The organism is Paenibacillus sp. Mc5Re-14, from assembly GCF_001049835.1.
Taxonomy (GTDB): domain Bacteria; phylum Bacillota; class Bacilli; order Paenibacillales; family Paenibacillaceae; genus Paenibacillus; species Paenibacillus polymyxa_C.
Window position 1 is genome coordinate 1,232,817 of sequence record NZ_CVPD01000001.1, and the last position, 19,921, is coordinate 1,252,737.

Annotated in this window: 17 protein-coding genes and 1 pseudogene; 6 read left to right on the forward strand and 12 right to left on the reverse strand. The window is 47.2% G+C overall.

Annotated elements, in window-relative coordinates; translation table 11 throughout:
• Nucleotides 1–174: 174 nt before the first annotated feature.
• On the reverse strand, nucleotides 175–1,944 hold the full coding sequence (locus tag BN1546_RS05785) for an acid phosphatase (RefSeq protein ID WP_090736454.1): 1,770 nt from the start codon (nucleotides 1,942–1,944) through the stop codon (nucleotides 175–177).
• A 287-nt stretch (nucleotides 1,945–2,231) separates the two neighbouring features.
• Between BN1546_RS05785 and BN1546_RS27240 the strand changes: the two genes are divergently transcribed.
• Both BN1546_RS27240 and BN1546_RS05805 read left to right on the forward strand, forming a co-directional pair.
• The gene (locus BN1546_RS27240) at nucleotides 2,232–2,918 is read left to right on the forward strand and encodes a hypothetical protein (RefSeq protein WP_058829086.1); all 687 of its coding nucleotides are present in this window, start codon (nucleotides 2,232–2,234) and stop codon (nucleotides 2,916–2,918) included.
• Between the two features lie 207 nt (nucleotides 2,919–3,125).
• Nucleotides 3,126–4,393: pseudogene (locus tag BN1546_RS05805) on the forward strand (MFS transporter).
• A 112-nt stretch (nucleotides 4,394–4,505) separates the two neighbouring features.
• On the opposite strand, the gene BN1546_RS05810 reads toward BN1546_RS05805, so the two are convergent.
• Entirely contained in the window at nucleotides 4,506–5,429 is a 924-nt protein-coding gene (locus tag BN1546_RS05810) for an EcsC family protein (protein WP_090736457.1), read from the reverse strand.
• Nucleotides 5,430–5,559: 130 nt separating this feature from the next.
• On the opposite strand from BN1546_RS05810, the gene BN1546_RS05815 reads away from it, so the two are divergent.
• Nucleotides 5,560–6,036 carry a GNAT family N-acetyltransferase gene (locus tag BN1546_RS05815; protein WP_090736460.1) on the forward strand — a complete coding sequence of 159 codons (477 nt, stop codon included), beginning with the start codon at nucleotides 5,560–5,562 and terminating at the stop codon, nucleotides 6,034–6,036.
• Between the two features lie 62 nt (nucleotides 6,037–6,098).
• On the opposite strand, the gene BN1546_RS05820 is transcribed toward BN1546_RS05815, so the two are convergent.
• A complete protein-coding gene (locus tag BN1546_RS05820; protein WP_090736464.1) occupies nucleotides 6,099–6,524 on the reverse strand; it encodes an Lrp/AsnC family transcriptional regulator in 426 nt (141 codons plus the stop codon).
• A gap of 158 nt (nucleotides 6,525–6,682) precedes the next feature.
• Here BN1546_RS05820 and BN1546_RS05825 point away from each other — a divergent pair, with 158 nt between their 5' ends.
• Both BN1546_RS05825 and BN1546_RS05830 read left to right on the forward strand, forming a co-directional pair.
• Nucleotides 6,683–7,435, forward strand: a complete 753-nt coding sequence (locus tag BN1546_RS05825) for an MBL fold metallo-hydrolase (RefSeq protein WP_040101953.1) — start codon at nucleotides 6,683–6,685, stop codon at nucleotides 7,433–7,435.
• Between the two features lie 79 nt (nucleotides 7,436–7,514).
• On the forward strand, nucleotides 7,515–8,420 hold the full coding sequence (locus tag BN1546_RS05830; protein ID WP_090736467.1) for a glucose 1-dehydrogenase: 906 nt from the start codon (nucleotides 7,515–7,517) through the stop codon (nucleotides 8,418–8,420).
• 105 nt (nucleotides 8,421–8,525) lie between these two features.
• On the opposite strand, the gene mmsB is transcribed toward BN1546_RS05830, so the two are convergent.
• From mmsB to BN1546_RS05855, 5 genes are all read right to left on the reverse strand, one after another.
• Entirely contained in the window at nucleotides 8,526–9,689 is a 1,164-nt protein-coding gene (gene mmsB / locus BN1546_RS05835) for a multiple monosaccharide ABC transporter permease (protein ID WP_013369743.1), read from the reverse strand.
• On the reverse strand, nucleotides 9,673–11,223 hold the full coding sequence (gene mmsA / locus BN1546_RS05840) for a multiple monosaccharide ABC transporter ATP-binding protein (RefSeq protein ID WP_040101956.1): 1,551 nt from the start codon (nucleotides 11,221–11,223) through the stop codon (nucleotides 9,673–9,675). Before mmsA ends, mmsB begins: the two co-directional genes overlap by 17 nt.
• Before the next feature lie 32 nt (nucleotides 11,224–11,255).
• Nucleotides 11,256–12,341, reverse strand: a complete 1,086-nt coding sequence (chvE, locus tag BN1546_RS05845; RefSeq protein ID WP_058829081.1) for a multiple monosaccharide ABC transporter substrate-binding protein — start codon at nucleotides 12,339–12,341, stop codon at nucleotides 11,256–11,258.
• A 382-nt stretch (nucleotides 12,342–12,723) separates the two neighbouring features.
• Complete coding sequence (locus tag BN1546_RS05850) at nucleotides 12,724–13,050, reverse strand: nucleoside triphosphate pyrophosphohydrolase (protein ID WP_090736469.1); 327 nt, start codon at nucleotides 13,048–13,050, stop codon at nucleotides 12,724–12,726.
• A 37-nt stretch (nucleotides 13,051–13,087) separates the two neighbouring features.
• A complete protein-coding gene (locus BN1546_RS05855) occupies nucleotides 13,088–13,591 on the reverse strand; it encodes a hypothetical protein (protein WP_025678889.1) in 504 nt (167 codons plus the stop codon).
• A 210-nt stretch (nucleotides 13,592–13,801) separates the two neighbouring features.
• Between BN1546_RS05855 and BN1546_RS05860 the strand changes: the two genes are divergently transcribed.
• Nucleotides 13,802–14,149 carry a helix-turn-helix domain-containing protein gene (locus BN1546_RS05860; RefSeq protein ID WP_025678887.1) on the forward strand — a complete coding sequence of 116 codons (348 nt, stop codon included), beginning with the start codon at nucleotides 13,802–13,804 and terminating at the stop codon, nucleotides 14,147–14,149.
• A 42-nt stretch (nucleotides 14,150–14,191) separates the two neighbouring features.
• On the opposite strand, the gene hcp is transcribed toward BN1546_RS05860, so the two are convergent.
• From hcp to BN1546_RS05880, 4 genes are all read right to left on the reverse strand, one after another.
• Nucleotides 14,192–15,484 (reverse strand): hydroxylamine reductase, encoded by a 1,293-nt coding sequence (gene hcp / locus BN1546_RS05865; protein WP_025678878.1) that lies wholly within the window; start codon nucleotides 15,482–15,484, stop codon nucleotides 14,192–14,194.
• Between the two features lie 142 nt (nucleotides 15,485–15,626).
• On the reverse strand, nucleotides 15,627–16,928 hold the full coding sequence (locus tag BN1546_RS05870) for a response regulator (protein ID WP_090736472.1): 1,302 nt from the start codon (nucleotides 16,926–16,928) through the stop codon (nucleotides 15,627–15,629).
• Nucleotides 16,879–18,879 (reverse strand): cache domain-containing sensor histidine kinase, encoded by a 2,001-nt coding sequence (locus tag BN1546_RS05875; protein ID WP_090739130.1) that lies wholly within the window; start codon nucleotides 18,877–18,879, stop codon nucleotides 16,879–16,881. The genes BN1546_RS05870 and BN1546_RS05875 overlap by 50 nt, the downstream gene beginning before the upstream one ends.
• A gap of 34 nt (nucleotides 18,880–18,913) precedes the next feature.
• Nucleotides 18,914–19,921: a substrate-binding domain-containing protein gene (locus BN1546_RS05880; RefSeq protein WP_090736474.1), complete on the reverse strand. Its 1,008-nt coding sequence runs from the start codon at nucleotides 19,919–19,921 to the stop codon at nucleotides 18,914–18,916.

Consider the following 19,921-nt stretch of genomic DNA (forward strand, 5'->3'; position numbering starts at 1 on the left):
GATTATTTTACTACATTAAGGTCAAATTTTGACCTTTTTATACCCTTGGCTATAAATAACTCTGAGAAATGGGCTTTTTACGGGAACAAAAAATGCACCTTAAGAATGGGCACTGGATAACTTCATGGTTTATCCGGTGTATTCCAAAGGTGCACCTTAAATTGTCCTATTTGGTTACTTCGTGACTTTTAACTGAACACTATTGGCTGTATAGACAACCTTCACTTTATAATTGCTTGGTAGACCTGCTGCTTCAATGGAAGAGAATGCCCCATTGCGTTTACCGTAGGTTAAAATGGTGGCACCGCTAGCTGGTACATATTTGTTAGAAAAATTCAGGCGTAATTTCCCGTTAAGTTGGGCTGTTCCCTTAATTTTAAGTACGTCATTTTTACTGCCTAGGTTGAGTTCAAGTTTTCCCTTGGCAGTTTGTTTGTAATTCCCGCCAACAATCAGCTTTCCAGAATTGTTTTTAAGAAGAGTTCCCCCGTTATTCGTAACTGCACCACTTCCGAAAGCTGCCTCCGAATTACCTTCGAGTATGCCTTGATCGATCTGTGTACCGCCGGAATACGTATTGCCGCCCATAAGCTTCAACGTACCTGTTCCCTTTTTAGTCAGCATTCCAACACCGGAAATATTGTTGCGCCAGCGATCCAATGCATTGAAACCGCCTTTGGAAGCATCCATATTCACCGTAACATGATTGACAAAAGCACCGTAGCCATCCGCAGCGGAAAACAGGTTTAATCGTCCCCATCCCTCAGCATCATCCAGCACAGGATAGCCGGAAGGAATCCCCGTGGTAGCCAATACCCAACGGCGTTGTGTGCTGTCAAGGTAAGGTAGGCGTGTTTCTAATAATACCTCCGCTCCCTTAGGCACTGTCATTGGCTTCGTCGTTGGATTAATCGGGCTGAATCCGTACGTTAATCGTTGATTATAATTTTTCTTGTTTGTAGCATAGTTGCTGAAACGATCTAGGGCTGTACCTTTTTGGGACAGCAATTGTTTATGAGCATCCTGATAAGCTGCTTTCTTCAAGCTGCTATTGGCTGGATCAGACAGAATAGCAGCAGCCATCGCTGTTGCCATGACACGTCCTCCCATGACATCAAGTGGTGAATGCATGCCAGCAACAACACGGTTATTGCCCAACTCCGAAGCTCGTGTCAGTAATTCCTGATAACGCTCCGGTACGGCATAGGCCATAGCAATAGAACTGAGATACGCAGCATTGGTATGACCGCTTGGAAAGCCGCCATCATTAGTAGCATCAGATTTGAGCGCAGGGACCAGGCTCGGGACAACCACTGAATTATCGCTCCAGCGAAACGGACGAGGATAACTAAAGTAAGACTTAGCCGGGTTCGTCGTAGAGTAGTCCCCGCGCAAGGTATTGACCAAATTCACGACGTTGCCGAGACTGGAGCTTGTATCCCCTGCGTTTGTTCCCTCATCTTCATATTTTTTAGTTGTAGCATCGGCCGGGACGTCGTTGATTGTTGTCGTGGCGCCTGCCTTCTTTCGATATACATCAGTGAGCGAACCCAGACCGTCGATTACACTGTAGCTCTGATTTCGACGATCATCCAAATAAGCCGCATCGGCCTCACTGGAAGTGCGACGGGCAGCGATATCAATTACCTTTTGAATATTAGCATCCAGTACATTGCTGTTTAGCTTGGTGCCCGTGTCCCAGGTAGCGCCGGGAGTCCAAAGCTTATTAAATTCAGAGAGCAGCCCGAGAGTCGGATTGGAGCTTTCCGTCTTATTAGCAGCACTATTATTTTTATAATGATCTACAAAATATCCCCATGACGGTTCTGTTGGAGTTACTGTCGTTGGCAGCGTGGCCGCACTCGCATAACTTCCACTTAGAGAACCTAGAAGTAAAGGTAAAGATAATAATGCAACTGATAGTGGTTTCCTTAGCAATTTCATTCTCAAATCAGATCCTCTCTTCTCTTGTGCTCTTCATACTGTTTCTACGGAGCTATTGTCTATACAACAAGTTGTATGACATAAAAAATCATATCTTAAGTTTGTTAAATAAAGAGCTTAGTTTTGTTAAATTCTTCTTGTTTATTTATATGTAAAAGGAATATCAGCAACATTCAACATAGAAATAGTTTTATGGTGTTTGTAATACTTTCACCATGTTGATGTGTCCTTATGATCAATATAGTTGGAGCAGTAGAGCATAAAATTTAATTAAGGTAGGTTGTCTTATGAACGAGGAAACTATTGCTTTCAAGTGTGGAGCGTGTCAACAGGTACCAGATAAACCCCTATTAGAAAACAAAGATTTTGAGATTGTAGCCATCGAAGATACTATGGACTGGGCAGATTTCAAACATGATACTCCAGATCTAAATAGTGAGATATGGGAAAGAGCATTGAACCCCCCGGCAGAAGGTGACTTAAAAAAAGTACAAGTATATTTTCCTTTTCATATGTCCGTTGGAGAAACTTTTTGGACTTTATTCAGACCTGCTTATTCACATTTTAATGGTTGGGAAGAACAACCTGATGAGATCAACTTCTCTGCGTTTATTAAATGTAGATTTCAAGACATCATCTCCAAAAATGAAAAAAGAGCTTGGATCCATGTCAGAGTGGAGCAAGTCCTTTTTTTGAAAAATGTATGTAATGAAATGCCACCCCGTGATGGAACAGGCTATCTGGATTCATTTCATATGTTTGGAGAGCCTCAGCTATTGCAATACAAGGATTGGATTCTTCTTGATGCAAACGCACAAAGTAATCTTGGGATTTGGGCATTAATCAAAAGAGTTAAGGATGATAACCATTTGGTGGCATATGGCGAATGGGAATTTCATTCCAATATAGTCTACTGTGGAAATCTAATAATCCCTGAAGACGAGTTGAACCCATTCATGCATGTTAGAGAGTAAAATGATAAGTAAAGGATATCTTATACAGATACAATGCACTCAGAGCAAGATAATCTATTGTGAATTAGAGGATCGAGCAATAAAGAGTATCCAGCAGAATGGGCAAGCAGCGATGAGTAAAGGGGGACTTTATCCCACTTTCAGCCATTTGCTGCAAACGGATTGCTTCCTATATCTTAAAATATACATACATATCCGGAGGTTGCCATGACTACTAAATCCGCTACAAAAAAAGAAACGGGCCAATCGCTCCCCCTTCAGGGCCGCAAGCGAAAGGCACCGTTTTTTCGATTCTTATTGCGATCAGTTTCGTCCATCTGTTCAATGACTCGATTCAATCGGTCATTCCAGCGATCTTTCCGATCTTGAAGGAATCTATGAGCCTGAGCTACACGCAGATCGGCTGGATCTCATTCGCCATCAACTTTACAGCTTCAATTATGCAGCCTGTAATTGGCTTGTTTTCGGACAAACGGCCTACGCCCGCTATCCTTCCTATCGGTATGGGCTTTACGCTCACTGGTATGCTGCTGCTCGCCTATGCTGCCGATTATAAAGCGGTGCTAATCGCAGTCATCTTCGTGGGTTTAGGCTCAGCTGCCTTTCACCCCGAAGGCTCGCGTGTATCCCATATGGCGGCAGGATCACGCCGGGGATTGGCACAATCCATTTTCCAGGTCGGCGGCAATGCAGGTCAATCGCTGGCACCGATGCTCACAAGCTGGATTTTTATCCCGTTGGGGCAGTTTGGCGCCATCTGGTTCACAGGCATTGCGGCAGCCGGAATTGTAGTGCAATCGTTCATTGCCCGCTGGTACGGTAACGTCCTGCGTACAGAAGGCATTGCACGCAAAAAAACGGTGACACGCCGCATGAAACCCGAAGTGCGCAGCCGTATTATGTTTGCCATGATTGTCCTCATTCTGCTGGTATTTGTTCGTTCGTGGTATTCGACCTCGATCGGCAGTTACTATTCGTTTTACCTGATGGAAGTATTTAAAATGCCATTGGCTGACGCACAGCTGTACATTTTCCTGTTCCTCGGAGCTGGAGCGCTGGGCACCTTTTTTGGCGGCCCGCTGGCAGACCGTTTTGGTAAACGCAATATGATTTTTCTGTCCATGGTATTAGCTGCACCGCTGGCGCTGCTATTGCCTTATGCCAACCAATTCTGGACGGCGATCCTGCTGGCGATTATCGGATTTATTATGTTGTCCAGCTTTTCGGTCACAGTCGTATATGCACAGATGCTCGTGCCTGGCAAAATCGGGACGGTGTCCGGTCTCATTACAGGCCTGGCTTTTGGTCTGGGCGGTGTGGGCGCACTCGTGCTCGGCAATTGGATCGACAAAGTAGGCATCACCAACATCATGTTCCTGTGTGGCTTTTTGCCACTGCTCGGCATTTTAACCTTCTTACTTCCTACAGACAAAACCCTGAATCGCTGGGCGGAAGAAAATGGAGCCGAAGTGTAACAGGCAACCGTGTGGCGGCCATCATTGGCCGCTGCACACCTTCATAAACAACTAACTCAAGCTCCATTCCTCATTTCTACCCCACTCTTCATCTCTCCTGCATTCCTTACTTCTACTCCAACCCATTCTCTACTTCTGCTAAACGCTTTAAAATACGACGCTTCCGATACAGCATTTTCCCCGCTTCAGCTACGTCACTAATCGCACTTCGATTGGCAATGGAGCCAAACAAAATGCCTGCAATCGGGACCATTTGCAGCAGCTTTTTCCATCCAAACTGATCGCGATAGGTGTTAATGACCTCTTTCCATCCCTGCATCTGGGAAAAAACCTGTGCCTGACGTGAAGGATCATCGAACAAGGCCAGTTCCTCTAATACAGCCTTTTTACCCACAATATCGGATGAAGCAAATTGCATACATTTAATAATAAAAATGCGTTCCTGCTTATCATGGGGGTTAAAGCCATAGCACAAAGCGATTTCCTGAAGCAACTTGAGTGACAAGCCGAGCAAAATAGGGATATCCGCCGCAATCGTAAACACACCGCCAATCCCCGTGGTTGCTCCCTGAGCGGTGGCAAAGGTAATGCGTCCCGACGTCATATCGTCCGCAGTCTGATCCATGATCGTTAGTGGGAGCTCTGCCGCCTGCTTCAAATCCCACGTGGATTCCTCACTATGCTCCGCATCTGCATTTTCCCCGGCACGGAGCTGATCCTCCGGATCCGAGGCGAAATCTGCACCATTTTGCTGAATTATATATTCACGGGCCGTCTTGTTTAACTTGCTCAGAACCGTTTCTTCTTTCACCAAATATTTGCCACCATTCTGAATGAAGCTGCCCATCTCATTAAGCAGTTGCTCCAGCTTGTCTTTAATGATTTTGGGCGTCAGCCGATCCAGCAGCATAAAGGGCCATCTACCGATTTTTTCCCAGAAAAAAATATCCTTCTGCTCCTTCTCCCACTTCTCAATATGCTTCAGCTCTTGGTGCAATACATCCTGACTTTCCCGATATTCTATAAGCGGCTTCATAAGCGTAGATGTCTCCTTTTGACTATGCTAGTTTATGTATGGATAATACGTAAGTAAGACGAGTTTAGGTTTCTTTTTTTAGCAACGAGATGTATAGTAAGTTGAAATTTGTACAGATCGGAGTGTAATGATGAATAATATAGAGCTTGTCCCTTACCATTGTGAGCATGATGCTATTTTACATACCTTTTATTTGCCTGAGGAGCAGAAGCAATTTACTGGAATGCCAGCTGAAATGCTGGCACTAGCCAAGGAAGACCCACACCGCCATCCTGTTGTCATTACGGCTACTGGAAGGCCGGTTGGATTTTTCATTTTATACGATGGAGATGAATTAGCAGACTATACGAATACTTCTGAGGCACTGTTGCTACGTGCGTTTTCTATTCATTATGCAGATCAAGGACAAGGGTTCGCTAAACAAGGACTGCTTCTGCTACCACAGTTTATCTCTAGACACTTTCCACATATTTGCGAGATTGTACTGGGCGTCAATGCCCGTAATCATGCTGCCCAAAATCTGTATCTCAAATGCGGCTTTATCAATGAAGGTAACACTAAAATGGGACAACACGGCTTACAGCATATTTTTAAAATGAGCGTATAACGTTGACTTCAATTGCCCTCGTAAACAAAAGCTTTCGGCACAAACGCCGAAAGCTTTTATTATTAAATTAGGCCAATTGAAAAGCTCAATTTGTAGTTACCAAACTTCGTAAGTTCATCCAGCATGGTATTTAACTCTGACTGTGATGACATGCGAACCCGCATCCAATAACAGCCCTCCCCACTTACCCGATGGATTTCGACAATAGAGGGATGCTCCCGTGCAAAAGTCTGAAAAGCACTGTGAGTCGTTCCTGAATTCAGAAAAACCGTAATAAAGGCATGAATCGTCTGCCCAATTTTCTCAGGGTTCCAACGCAGTGTATAGCCTTCAATAATACCTGCATCCTGCATTTTTCGAACACGTGCCCCTACTGCTTGGCCTGTCAAATGAACAAGCTGACCAATCTCCTTGTGCGTTAAAGAGCTGTCTTCAATTAAATGATGAAGAATGCGCAGGTCGGTCTCATCAGGTACGAATAGTTCCATAGTTATTTTTCCTTTCATGATGAAACGAGAATGCTGGTTTTCCTTTCAGCAGGCCGTAGCCTGCATGTTCTTGCGTCAGATATGATTGTAGCAGAAACAAAGAACGGCCGAAAATACATTCGGTCAAAAAACATTTACGATCAAAGGAGCTTCTATATATGAAAATCACACTAATCCGCAACGCAACCTTATGGATCGAATACGCTGGAGTAAAATTTCTGATTGATCCGATGCTGAGTGATGCTGGCCTAAATCCACCAGTTCCCAATACGGAAAACACTCTCCGCAATCCGCTGGTTCCCTTGCCACCACAATGGCAGACGCTTGGACAGCCTGACGTGGTCATCGTCACGCATTTGCATCCAGACCATTGGGACCCGGCGGCAGTACGCTGGCTGGACAAACAAATTCCTGTCTTCTGCCAGCCCGGAAATGAAGAACAAATCATGGCTGACGGTTTTACACAGGTTACTCCGATTTCGGTGGCTGGCTCAGTCGGGAAAATCGAGATTACCCGTACAACCGGGCATCACGGTACCGGAGAAATCGGGGAACAGATGGGACCCGTATCTGGCTTTGTATTTCAGGCTCCAGGTGAGCCTGTCGTCTATGTGGCCGGGGATACCATTTGGTGCAGTGAAGTTGCGGAGGCACTGGATAAATTCCGCCCTGACTGGACGATCGTGAACGCTGGAGGAGCGCGGTTTACGGTGGGTGATCCCATTATTATGACTGCCCAAGATGTAACGGCTGTTGCACAGCATGCCCCTTACACACAAGTCGTTGCTGTCCATATGGAAGCAATCAACCATTGTGTACTGACTCGCTCCGAGCTTACGGAACATATCAATCGTGAAGGTCTGGAGAAGCGTGTCCATATTCCGGCAGATGGAGCAACGATTTCGGCATAAGGTGATAACTCCCGATTCACCGTTTGCGCCCATTTCGAATATATTGGATTTCAAAACGCCTAAAAGAAGGGATTATTAAATGAATTGGCAATATCAACATCCTTATTATGGTACAGAAACCCAATGTAAAGAAGTTCCGATTGCTTTTCCTCCCCAGCATCAATATAGACAGCCGGGGTTGGAATACCTGGTGGTTCCACGCCCTATATTTGATAATCCAAAGTATATCGGCACGGGAAAGCTTCAGGATCGGGTGGCTATTATTAGCGGCGGGGACAGCGGCATTGGTCGCGCGGTTGCAGTGGCTTTTGCCAAGGAAGGAGCCGATGTGGTCATTGCCTATCTCGATGAGCATCGAGATGCTATGGAAACCCGTGATGTCATTCACAGGCTTGGCCGACGTTGTTTGTTAATTCCGGGTGATCTAAGGCTAAGAAGCAACTGCTGTCTGGTTGTTCAAAAAACGATGGAAACCTTCGGTCGTATTGATATCCTCATTAATAATATGGGTGTTCAGTTTGTGCGCGAATCGTATCTGGATATCAGTGAACAGCAGCTTCGTGACACGTTTGACACGAATATTATTTCGTTCTTCCATATGACTACAGAAGCCTTGCCGTATATGCGGGCAGGGGCCAGCATCGTCAATACAGCATCGGTTACAGCCTATGTTGGGCAAAAAAATATGATTGACTATTCAGCTACCAAAGGAGCCATTGTCAGCTTCACGCGCGCTTTGGCTAACAATCTGGTCGATCAGGGTATTCGCGTGAATGCCATTGCTCCCGGTCCGATCTGGACTCCGCTGAATCCGGCCACACAGTCGACCGAAGTCATCCGCACCTTTGGCAGCAATACGCCGATGAAGCGGGCTGGGCAGCCTTATGAATTGGCTCCTGCCTATGTGCTGCTGGCTTCGGATGACGGCTCCTACATTACGGGCCAAACGCTGCATGTGAATGGCGGACAAATGGTGACGACTTAGTTGGGTTGGCTGATAGCCATAAGGCCTAACATACAAGCAAACCTCCAGCATCCACAAGTTAAGTGGGACTGGAGGTTTGTTTATTTTACAATATTGAATATGATCTTAGACTGATCTTTTGTTTTTGTTGTAAATATCGAAGGCAACCGCCAGCAGCAGTACCAAGCCCTTGATGCCTTGCTGCCAGTCAATACCGAGGCCGATCAGAGACATACCGTTATTCAGTACGCCCATAACCAAACCACCGATAATGGCTCCAAAAACCGTGCCGATCCCGCCTGACGCCGAAGCTCCACCAATAAAGCAAGCTGCGATGGCATCCAGTTCAAAGTTCGTACCCGCTCTCGGCGTAGCCGCGTTCAGACGTGCAGCAAAGATGAGACCGGAAATGGCAGCCAATACGCCCATGTTGACAAATACCCAGAATGTTACTTTTTTCGTTTTAACACCGGACAGGCCCGCTGCCTTTTCATTTCCACCCAATGCATACACATGACGACCCATAATCGTACGGTTCATGACAAAGGAGTATACCACGATCAGGATGAACAGCAGGACAAGAATGTTCGGTATCCCCGCATAGCTCGCGAGCATGAAGGTGAACAGATTAATCACAGCAGCCACTACGATCAATTTGAGTACAAATAACGCCTGTGGTGGAACCTCAAATCCATATTTAAGCTGAGAACGGCGTTCACGAAGTTCATTCACAATAAACCATACCGTAAGAGCAATGCCGACAATGATGGATACTAGGTTATAACCGGTAGCTGAAAAATCCGGCAGGAAACCTGAACTGATTTTCTGAAATCCTCCCGGGAAAGGAGAGATCGACTGGCCTTCCAACACGATCATTGTCAATCCGCGGAAGAGCAGCATCCCCGCCAAGGTAACGATAAATGCCGGAATCCGTACATAAGCGACCCAGAACCCTTGCCATGCCCCAATCAACGCTCCGACCAGCAAAGCTGCAATCACAGCGATCCAAGCTGGAAGCTGCCAATCGACCATCATAATGGCGGCAACCGCACCGACAAAAGCGGCTATGGAGCCGACGGACAAGTCAATATGCCCAGTGATGATAACCAGCACCATCCCGATGGCCAGCACGAGAATGTAGCTGTTTTGCAAAATCAGATTGGTAATATTAATCGGCTTCAACAGCAAGCCGCCTGTCAGCACCTCGAACAAGATCATAATGACGACCAGCGCAATCATCATTCCATATTGGCGGATGTTATTTTTAAATAGTTTAGTTATGGTTTCCATGCTTCACGCCTCCTGACTTGGTCATATATCTCATCAACGTTTCCTGCGATGCGTCCTCACGGCTAACCTCTCCGGTGATCCGCCCGGCATTCATGACATAAATCCGGTCACACAAGCCTAGTACCTCTGGCAGCTCAGACGAAATGACCAGCACACCCTTACCCTCAGCGGCAAGTCGATGAATGATCGTGTAGATTTCATATTTAGCACCCACATCTATGCCGCGCGTCGGTTCATCTAGAATCAGAATATCCGGTCCGGCAAAAATCCATTTGCTCAGTACTACCTTCTGCTGATTGCCGCCACTCAGATTACCGGTTTTCTGTAAAATGCTCGGCGCTTTGATGTTCATGCTTTTTTTCATTTCCTCTGCAACGACGACTTCCTCCTGCTCATTGACCACAGCGCCCTTCGTCAGCTTGCTCAGACCAGTTAACGAAATATTACGCTTGATATCATCCATTAAAATGAGGCCATACTCCTTGCGATCCTCCGTCACATAGGCAAAACCGTTGTTAATCGCGTCCGTAACCGTGTTGTTCTGGATCGGCTTACCGTCCTTAATCAGTTGACCCGAGATATTGCGTCCGTATGACTTGCCAAAGATACTCATCGCCAGCTCGGTCCGTCCTGCTCCCATCAGCCCGGCAATACCGACAATTTCACCGCTGCGAATATTCAGATTCACCTGATCCAGCACCTTGCGGTCTGCATGATGCTCGTGATACACCGTCCAGTCCTTCACTTCCAACACAACTTTGCCAATCTCGGCATGACGCTCTGGATAACGGCTGGTCAAATCGCGTCCAACCATCCCGCTAATGATCCGATCCTCTGTGACCTCATCCTTTTTCATATCCAGCGTCTCAATCGTCTTCCCATCCCGCAAAATCGTAATCGAATCCGACACCTTTGCGACCTCATTCAGCTTGTGGGAGATGAGAATGCAGGAAATGCCCTGTTTTTTAAACTCCAGCATCAAATTAAGCAGATTTTCACTATCATCCTCATTCAATGCCGCTGTTGGTTCATCCAGAATAAGCAGCTTTACCTTTTTAGAGAGCGCTTTCGCAATTTCGACCAGCTGTTGCTTGCCGACCCCGATGTTCGTAACCAATGTATTGGGATTTTCACTCAAACCGACCTTAGACAGCAGATCGCGTGTCCCCACAAAAGTCTCTTTCCAATCAATCACGCCGCCGCTAGCGCGCTCGTTGCCCAGATAAATATTTTCCGCAATCGAGAGATACGGGATCAATGCCAGCTCCTGATGGATAATGACGATGCCCAATTCCTCACTCTGCTTGATATCCTTGAACTCACACGTTTTGCCTTGGAAAATAATATCCCCTTCGTAGGTTCCATGCGGATATACACCGCTCAGTACCTTCATTAGCGTCGACTTGCCCGCACCGTTCTCGCCGCACAGCGAGTGAATCTCGCCTTCCTTGACCTTGAGATTTACATTTTCCAATGCCTTTACGCCAGGAAAGGTTTTGGTAATTCCCTTCATTTCCAAAATGATTCCAGTCATGGGATACGCTCCTTTCGGTTGGATTCTTACTCTTATTTGAGACCAATTTGCTCTTTGGTGTAATAGTGACTGCCTACAATATCCTTCTCCACATTCGTCCGATCCACCGAGATCGGATCAAGCAAGTACGCAGGAATTACCTTTTTACCGTTGTTATAGGATTTAACGTCATTCACTTCCGCTTGCTTGCCCTGTAAAATGCTGTTGGCCATCACGACCGTTTGCTCAGCCAGCTTGCGGGTGTCCTTAAATATGGTTTGTGTCTGCTCTCCAGCCACAATAGATTTAATTGAAGCCAGTTCTGCATCCTGTCCCGTGATGATCGGCAGTGGCTTATTCGCTGATCCATATCCGACCCCTTTGAGGGATGAAATGATACCGATGCTAATGCCGTCATACGGGGAGAGTACAGCGTCCAGATTGGCCCCTGAATAGTAGGCACTCAGCAGATTATCCATCCGCGATTGTGCTAAAGCTCCATCCCATCGCAGTGTAGCAATCTGCGCCATCGTCATCTGTTTGCTGCGCACAACCAGCTTACCGGAATCAATGTATGGTTTAAGTACAGACATCGCACCATTAAAGAAGAAATAGGCATTATTGTCATCCGGCGATCCGCCGAACAGCTCGATATTGAAAGGGCCCTTGCCATCCTTGAGACCCAGCTTTTTCTCAATATATGCCGCCTGTAGCACGCCTACCTTGAAGTTATCAAAAGTCGCATAATACGTCAGATACGGTGTGTTGCGAATCAGACGGTCGTAAGAAATGACTTGAATCCCTTGGTCGTGTGCCTTCTGAATTACATCCGTCAGCGTGTTCCCATCGACCGAAGCGATGACCATAACATTGACGCCCTTGGTGATCATATTTTCGATTTGGGAAATTTGATTTTCCACCACGTCCTCGGCATACTGTAAATCCGTTTTATAGCCTTGCTCCTGAAACAACCGAACCATATTCTCCCCGTCCCCTACCCAACGCTCGGACGATTTGGTCGGCATGGAAATACCCACATAGCCTTTTTCCTTGCTGCCCGTTCCACTCTCCGCCAGATTGCAGGCCGAAAGCATCAGGGCCAAAATCAGAAGCCAAACGACAACAGCTCCTTTTTTCATATGAAGTTCCCCTTTCCTCATGTGATGCAGGTCATTTGAAGGTAAGGATTTTGTAAAATCCTCAGGTCAGTGCTAATTAGATCTGTAATTAGATAGCGCTTACATAAGTGAGGCTATGAGCACCTCTCCTTTTTTTATGTGCAAACACATGGTATCATTCCAGGCCGGGAAAGGTCTTTGCAGGTTTTGAACTTTTTTTATAAAATTTTAACCTTTGTGTGGGGGAAGGTATTACTTTAATAAAAAACAATGAGGGGCAATGGAGGGTAGTTGCAATTGATTGAAAAGCTATTTTTAGATGCGGAGCCAACAGCTTTACCCCAGAGGCATGTTGTATTCCAGCTATAAGCTCATGCGCTAAGTTATCCGAATGAGCTTGACGTTAAACTTCATCGACATCAATTAAGAACACCCGCTCCTGGAATCCGCCTCGTGCCTCGGTTTTGGCCGCCCGCAGCTTGTCCAGCTCGGTTACATTCGCTCCATGTACTTCTGCCAGCGCTCGGATGACTTCCAGCATATCCGCCAGCTCTTCCAGCGCATCCTGATCTTTGTCCGCTGCAAAATATTCCTCAGTCTCTTCACGAAGCTTCGTTCGCAGTTCCTGCTTATACTCCTCTGGGTCCAACATGCGTGTCCGACATTCCTTGCCCTGAGACATAATGATATGCGGAATCCGGTCCCGCACCAGCTTGTTGTATGTAGGCAAATCAAATAACATCCTTTCTGATGTGGAGATTAATAATTTAATTGAACGGGTTTTCTTTAAAAATAGACGGATACCTCTTCGATGGATTAGCTACAATCCGCCGTGATAGCCGCTCTAGAATAGAGTCTGTTTTATAAAGCAACAGGTCTACTTCCTCCTGCCTCATCGTCTCCCTGGATGTTTCATCCTCTCCGGAAACCAGATAATGCACGGTGCCCATAAACAGCACCATATCTAAACACGGCTCCGCATCCAAGCGAATTAGCCTGAGCAGATCGTTCATGGATAGGCTGATGGATAAAGGTATAATTTGATTTCGATGTACATATATGGCCTTCGCCATTGAAAACATGGCGCGATCACAAAGAATGAGGCAGTTTAGCCATTGATCATGATCACGCATCATCTGGGCAAGCTGCATTTGGTATTGGGCAAGCTTTTGAAAATCCAGCATGCAATTCAATATGTGGGTGTCACTATACTTAGGCAATTTAAAATCAGCTTCACTATGTAGTTGGTTGCTTAAGGAGTAATGTTTCATGGGGGGAATCAACTCCTGAATTAGAATTTCATAAACAGTGTGAGCAACGTAGCATATCAATGGACCACTAAAATGTATAATTTTCTAGCTATCGGACAAGCTTCATAATGAATATTACTATATAGTAGTTTTTAATTCAATTTACTTACTAACGCATATTAATTAGATGTAACTCTTTCTCTACACTTCTAACTATAGAGAGGTGTATTCATGTCAGAACTTTTAGAATTAGTCGGTACACGTATCCGAGATATTCGAAAGTCCAAAGGGCTTTCGCAAGAAGCTTTAGCCGAACAAGCAGGATTCAATTCGAGTTATATTGGTTTCATCGAGCGTGCGGAGAGAAATATATCTTTGAAAAATCTGGAGAAAATAGCGAAGGCATTGAACGTGGGCGTCTATCAATTGCTTACATATGTGAAGGAAAATGATGAGCTTACCGAAGAAGATTCGAGTATAAAAGCCATTTTGTCTCTCCTAAGAACTCGTGAATCCAAAGATACTGAGCTGGCCTTAAAGATTCTTACGGATATATTTATTAGAATGGATGAACGATGAAACAAAAAAAGGAACTGCACTCTGCAGTTCCCTACCTACCTCTTACGACAACGCCAGCATCGCTTTCATATCTTCCTCTGCGGTCGTAATTAGCTTCAAGCCAAACATATCCACCAACACATCCAATACACCAGAAGAAATAAACTCAGGCGGTTTCGGTCCGATGCGAATATCCTGGATGCCAAGACTGAACAAGCCTAGCAGGATGGCAACCGCTTTTTGCTCAAACCAGGACAGCACAATGCTGACAGGCAGCTCATTCACTGTGCATCCGAAAGCATCGGCTAATGCCAGAGCGATTTTCACAGTAGAACCTGAATTGTTGCATTGTCCCAAATCAATATAACGCGGAATGCCAGTATCTCCAACGGTGCCATAGTCCACATCATTAAAGCGGAACTTACCACAAGACGTGGTCAAAATGACCGTGTCGTTCGGCAAGGATGTAGCCAGCTCGCGGTAATAGTTACCGCCTTTGCCTGGTGCGTCGCAGCCTGCGATGACGAAGAAACGGCGGATATGTCCATCTTTGACTGCCTGAATGATCTCAGGTGCCAGCCCGATAACTGTCTCATGATGGTATCCTGTCGTAAGCACTTGTTCAGAGTCTACATCTGCGGCTGGCAGGGCCAACGCGCGTTCAATCAGTGGAGAGAAATCGTCGTTCACAATTTTGGCAACACCCTCCAGCCCTGCTACTTCATACGAGAAGAAGCGGTCTGCATATGTGCCTTTAATCGGCATAACACAGTTCGTCGTGGCAAGAATCGCACCTGGGAATTCTTCGAACAATCTGCGTTGATCGTACCAGGCTTTACCGATATTGCCCTTGAGATGTGCATATTTCTTCAACGCTGGGTAACCGTGGGCAGGCAGCATTTCCGAGTGGGTGTAGATGTTGATGCCCTTTCCTTCGGTCTGCCGCAGTAATTCCTCCAGCGCGTACAGATTATGTCCAGTCACGACAATGCATTGGCCTTCGATTTTATTTTGGCTGACGGTAATCGGCTGTGGAATACCAAAACGATCTGTATGCGCACGATCCAACACATCCATGATCCGTACAGCTGCATTTCCGACCTTCATCGCCATCTCCAAATGCTCTTGTACATTAAAGTTAGAATTGGTTAAGGTCATATATAACGCTTCATGCGTAATCCGATCCACCTCTGGATCGCTATATCCCAACTGACGTGCATGTGTCGCATAGGCAGCGATCCCTTTTAATGCAAAAATCATTGTATCTTGCAAGCTCGCTACCGTCTCATTTTTCCCGCATACTCCGATGACTTTACACCCGCCACTCGGCGTCTGTTCACACTGATAACAAAACATATCGTTTTCCTCCAAATATTGATAGATATTTGTTCGTTATCTACAGCGTAACAAACCGCTAAACGTGCGGGTGTGATTACACACACACTTTTTAGTACAGATTATAATGAGACGGTGCAGGCACTTCGCAATCCAATCATTCCTATTCCGACGAATTTTCCTGAATTCCCCCGCCCTTACGGTACTGCACAGGGGACACGCCCATGGCCTTTTTAAAAGCAGTGCTAAAATAGTGCTGACTGTCGTATCCCGTACGTTCTGCTATTTCAAGCACAGACAACGTCGTAGAGTCCAGCAGCTGCACTGCTTTGCGGATACGGGCACGCGTGACGAGGGTCACGAAGCTGTCATTGAGCTCCTTTTTGAGCACACGACTGAGATATACAGCAGAGACCTGTAGACGCGAGGCCAGAGCTTCCAGCGTCAGTTCCCGATCGGCATAACCTTCCTGAATAAGCTGCCGGGCCCGGCGCACGATGGGTGATAGCTGCGATTCACCGTACACCCGATCCCGGCTGATCCGATACGCATCGATTGCGCCTTCCAACCCACCCGTGTTGGACTCCACATGTGTGTGAACCGCTATATTCAGATAGCGGCCAATGGCCTGCTCTATGGAAGCGCCGATCGTCTCGGGTGCCTCCTGCCACAGGCATATGCCGATCAGCCCGTTTGCATCGCGGAACAACACATGCGATAGGTTCTCCAGCAATTCGCCAATAATATTTTCTGCGGCGAAAAGAAACAACTGGCGATCATTCTCGCGCATAATCGTCTGCCGCGCCTCTGCCGCTGGCCACCGTACCACACCGATCTGAGCAGGTGGCCGGGATGGAAGACGTAAAAACGTCAATTGCTCCATAACGTCCTTTCCCGTGTGCTGTCCTTCCAGCCATTCCAGGCAAAATCGCTGGCGCAGCAGCGGAATATTGCGTTCAATCTGCCCGGCGGCTTGTTCCACATAGGCGGCACGTTTGTACTCCTCGTCCAGTCGCTGACGAAGGCGCGACAACGCAGCGTGAAGCTGATTTGCATTTACCGGCTTCAGAATATAATCCTCTACGCCAAGTCGGACAGCCTCCTGCGCATAAGCAAACTCATCATGCCCGGAAATGATCAGGCAACGGCATTCCGGACGTTCTTCCCGCAGCCGCCGAATCAGTTCAATCCCATCCATGAACGGCATATTCATATCGACCAGCAAGATGTCGATGCTAAGCTGATCAACCAGCTCCAGCGCTTCTTCACCGTCCTCGGCCTCGGCTACAACCTCCATGCCCAGAGCTGCCCAGTCCAGGCAATCCCGAATCCCCTCACGAATGATCGGCTCATCATCTGCGATCAATACTTGATAACATTTGGCCGTGGCTATGCTTACTTCTGGTATGGCCTGGTCAATCAGACTCGCCGTTGTCGCGTTGTCTGTTCCCTTGAATTTCGTCATCCTGACCCTCTCCTCTGTCATAAGGCTTCTTCAGTTGCGCCATATCCAGCAGCAACGGATGAGTGATTGTAACGCAGGTACCTGTCCCTTCTTTACTGTCCAATGTAATTCCATATTCCTCGCCAAAAGACAATCGGATACGCGCTTGCACATTCAGCATGCCGTAACTTCTGCCATTTGTACGAACGCCCTTTTGTTTCTGTCTTCCTTCCATCGCCTCCAGTGGTCTTTCCAGCCATTCACGCAGCTCACACAGACGTTCCGCCGTCATCCCTGCACCGTCGTCACGTACCGTCAGCAGCAGCTTGCCGTCCTCGGCTTTAGCTTCTACGCAAATTGTGCCTGGACCGCGTCTGGCCTTAATACCATGGTAAATCGCATTTTCCACTACAGGCTGAAGCATCAGCTTCAATACAAACAGATCCTTCAGTTCGTCGGGAACATTCAATTCCCAGCGAAGTCGATCACGATAACGGGTTTGCTGGATTTGCATATAGCTCGTGATATGCTCAACCTCAGAGCGCAGCGGAATAAAGTCATCCCCTTTGCTGAGTCCAAGGCGGAACAATCTCGATAACGCCCCCACCATGTCGGATACGTCGTCTGCTCCATTTTTCCGAGCCATCCAATGAATTGTATCTAGCGTATTGTATAGAAAATGCGGCTTAATATGCTCTTGGAGACTGCGCAGTTCGGCATCCCGTTTTTGCCGTTCCCTCAGTTCACTAAGCAACATGAGACGGCGGATCTGCTCCAGCATCCGGTTAAAGCTCCGGCCCAGCATTCCGATTTCATCCCCGCGCTCACTCCACTGGCGAACCGTAAGATCCCCTGTCTCTGCCTTACGCATATAAGACATAAGCCGGAAAATCGGCTGAGCGATGGAACTGGACAATCGCAAGGATGCCGTTAAACCAAACAGACATACAATGAAAACAAAACAGACGACGTAGAACTGAATTTGCCGCACTTCCAGTGTAGATTCGCGTGCCGGGAATACTCCCACTGTTCTCCAGCCCGTGAACTCGGAAGCCTGATACATGAAGAGCAATTCCCTACCTCCGGCTTCACGGGTAAACATTCCGCTATCCTCTGTCCCGAACCATTGCGGCGGAATGCGCTCAATCAAAGGCATATCCGGCATGTATACACTGCGCCCCTCAGCATCTGTCACCATGACATACCCGCTTTTGCCCAAGGTTACATCTCTGGCGGCCTGCGACACTGCCCGCAGCTTGAGATCGATCATAATCACACCCAGTACATGTCCTGTCTCTGGGTCCGTGACCGAGCGAACGACAGAGACAATTTCACTGTCCTTATACCGGACATGAGTGGTCACATTACGGTGACTTGGCTGTCCCAGAACCGTGAATATACCTGCATGCTGCGCCGCCTGTGTGTACCAGTCTTCTTCCGTCAGGCTGCGCGTGCTTCGAGCATACATTTCATTGCTAATATAATCGCCTTTTTCGTTCACGATCAGAATCCCGGCAATTTCAGGATATAAGGTGGTAAACCCCTGCAAAAATTGCTTCATTTCATACAGCGTATCCTGCTCCTGTACGGAACTTACTGCCTGCTTGGAGCCGGGAGCCTGCTTTTGCAGAGGCTTCTGGGCTCGCTCCCCCTGATTTTCTGGCATTACACTACTCGTATGAACCGCGTGGCCATCGGCCAGCGTCCGCCCTTTCCAAAACTCGCCAATATCAGGATTAAAGGCAATCAGATACGTCATGTTCTGCAAATTTTCCATTTTGGTATCCAGTGCTTCGTTCACCTTGCCAATCAACTGCATCGTATGATTTTCCACCTGCCGCTCAATAATCCGTTCCACCGTCCAATTCACCAGCAGGCCTAGTCCCAGTGAAGGCACGATGCCAAACAGCAAGAACAGCACCATGAGCTGATAGCGTAAAGGCATATTACGCAAGCGAAGCCGTGGCATCATTTGGTGCAATCCTAAGTAGATACGCTTCCAAAATTTATTTTGCATAATAATCATCTACATTCGCTCGGGTGACGACGGAAATCCCAGTATCTACCCGCACGGGCAGCGGAGTATTGTCTCCAGAGGAAGAAGGTGCAGGAATCGTCAAATGATGATGCAGATGGAACAGATATTGAAGTGACCAATAGCCCATATTCCATGTCCCTTGGGCAATTGTGGCCGAGATCGTCCCATCACGAATCATATCCAGTGTCGCTTTGTTCGTATCAAAGGAAATAATCTTCAGCGGATGACTGCTTTTTTGGCTCAGTGCTGCCTCACCCACACCTGTTCCTCCGGTGGCTTCGGTCACAAAAATACCCGCCAGTTTCGGATAAGCTTTCATCAACCTTTGCGATTCATCCCTAGACACTATCACGTCAGCACGACCATCTACCACTTCCACCACCTTCATGGCAGGATACTGTCGCTGAATGGTATCGCGAAAGCCGCGCGAGCGTTCCTCATGATTTTGCTGCCCAGGCAGTGTGAGAACAGCGACTTGGCCTTCACGTCCCAACAGCTCTGCCATTTTTTCCGCAGCGGTCACGCCTGCCTTATAATTATCTGTGCCCAAAAAAGTATATGCCCGGCTCCCCGGCGCTCCGGCGTCAAACAGCACTACAGGGATGTCGGCATCCAGTGCCTTATTAATGACCGGGATCAGGGAGTGGGGATCAATCGCTGATATGGCAATGCCTGCGGGTTTACGGGCAATCGCCTGCTCAATGACCGTCGTCTGCTCCTGTGCATCATACCGGGTAGCCCCCCGATACTCCACTGTCACCCCCAAGGCATCCCCAGCATCCTCGAAGCCCTTGAGCCCGCTTTTCCAATACTCCAAACCGGACTGGAACGTAATCATCATATACGTTTCTCCGATACTGCCTCGTAGCCCTTTTTCCTCCCAAGCTCCATTCAACCGCCCGGTTTGTTCATATCTGAACACATAGAGAGCAAAGGCTGCAATCAGCAGCATGTACACCAGCAGCGTTTTCTTCAT

Excerpts from the sequence above, each read along its gene's own strand:
- BN1546_RS05785 (WP_090736454.1), bottom strand. The coding sequence starts at position 1,944 with ATGAAATTGCTAAGGAAACCACTATCAGTTGCATTATTATCTTTACCT.
- BN1546_RS27240 (WP_058829086.1), top strand. The coding sequence starts at position 2,232 with ATGAACGAGGAAACTATTGCTTTCAAGTGTGGAGCGTGTCAACAGGTA.
- BN1546_RS05810 (WP_090736457.1), bottom strand. The coding sequence starts at position 5,429 with ATGAAGCCGCTTATAGAATATCGGGAAAGTCAGGATGTATTGCACCAA.
- BN1546_RS05815 (WP_090736460.1), top strand. The coding sequence starts at position 5,560 with ATGAATAATATAGAGCTTGTCCCTTACCATTGTGAGCATGATGCTATT.
- BN1546_RS05820 (WP_090736464.1), bottom strand. The coding sequence starts at position 6,524 with ATGGAACTATTCGTACCTGATGAGACCGACCTGCGCATTCTTCATCAT.
- BN1546_RS05825 (WP_040101953.1), top strand. The coding sequence starts at position 6,683 with ATGAAAATCACACTAATCCGCAACGCAACCTTATGGATCGAATACGCT.
- BN1546_RS05830 (WP_090736467.1), top strand. The coding sequence starts at position 7,515 with ATGAATTGGCAATATCAACATCCTTATTATGGTACAGAAACCCAATGT.
- mmsB (WP_013369743.1), bottom strand. The coding sequence starts at position 9,689 with ATGGAAACCATAACTAAACTATTTAAAAATAACATCCGCCAATATGGA.
- mmsA (WP_040101956.1), bottom strand. The coding sequence starts at position 11,223 with ATGACTGGAATCATTTTGGAAATGAAGGGAATTACCAAAACCTTTCCT.
- chvE (WP_058829081.1), bottom strand. The coding sequence starts at position 12,341 with ATGAAAAAAGGAGCTGTTGTCGTTTGGCTTCTGATTTTGGCCCTGATG.
- BN1546_RS05855 (WP_025678889.1), bottom strand. The coding sequence starts at position 13,591 with ATGAAACATTACTCCTTAAGCAACCAACTACATAGTGAAGCTGATTTT.
- BN1546_RS05860 (WP_025678887.1), top strand. The coding sequence starts at position 13,802 with ATGTCAGAACTTTTAGAATTAGTCGGTACACGTATCCGAGATATTCGA.
- hcp (WP_025678878.1), bottom strand. The coding sequence starts at position 15,484 with ATGTTTTGTTATCAGTGTGAACAGACGCCGAGTGGCGGGTGTAAAGTC.
- BN1546_RS05870 (WP_090736472.1), bottom strand. The coding sequence starts at position 16,928 with ATGACGAAATTCAAGGGAACAGACAACGCGACAACGGCGAGTCTGATT.
- BN1546_RS05875 (WP_090739130.1), bottom strand. The coding sequence starts at position 18,879 with ATGATGCCACGGCTTCGCTTGCGTAATATGCCTTTACGCTATCAGCTC.
- BN1546_RS05880 (WP_090736474.1), bottom strand. The coding sequence starts at position 19,921 with ATGAAGAAAACGCTGCTGGTGTACATGCTGCTGATTGCAGCCTTTGCT.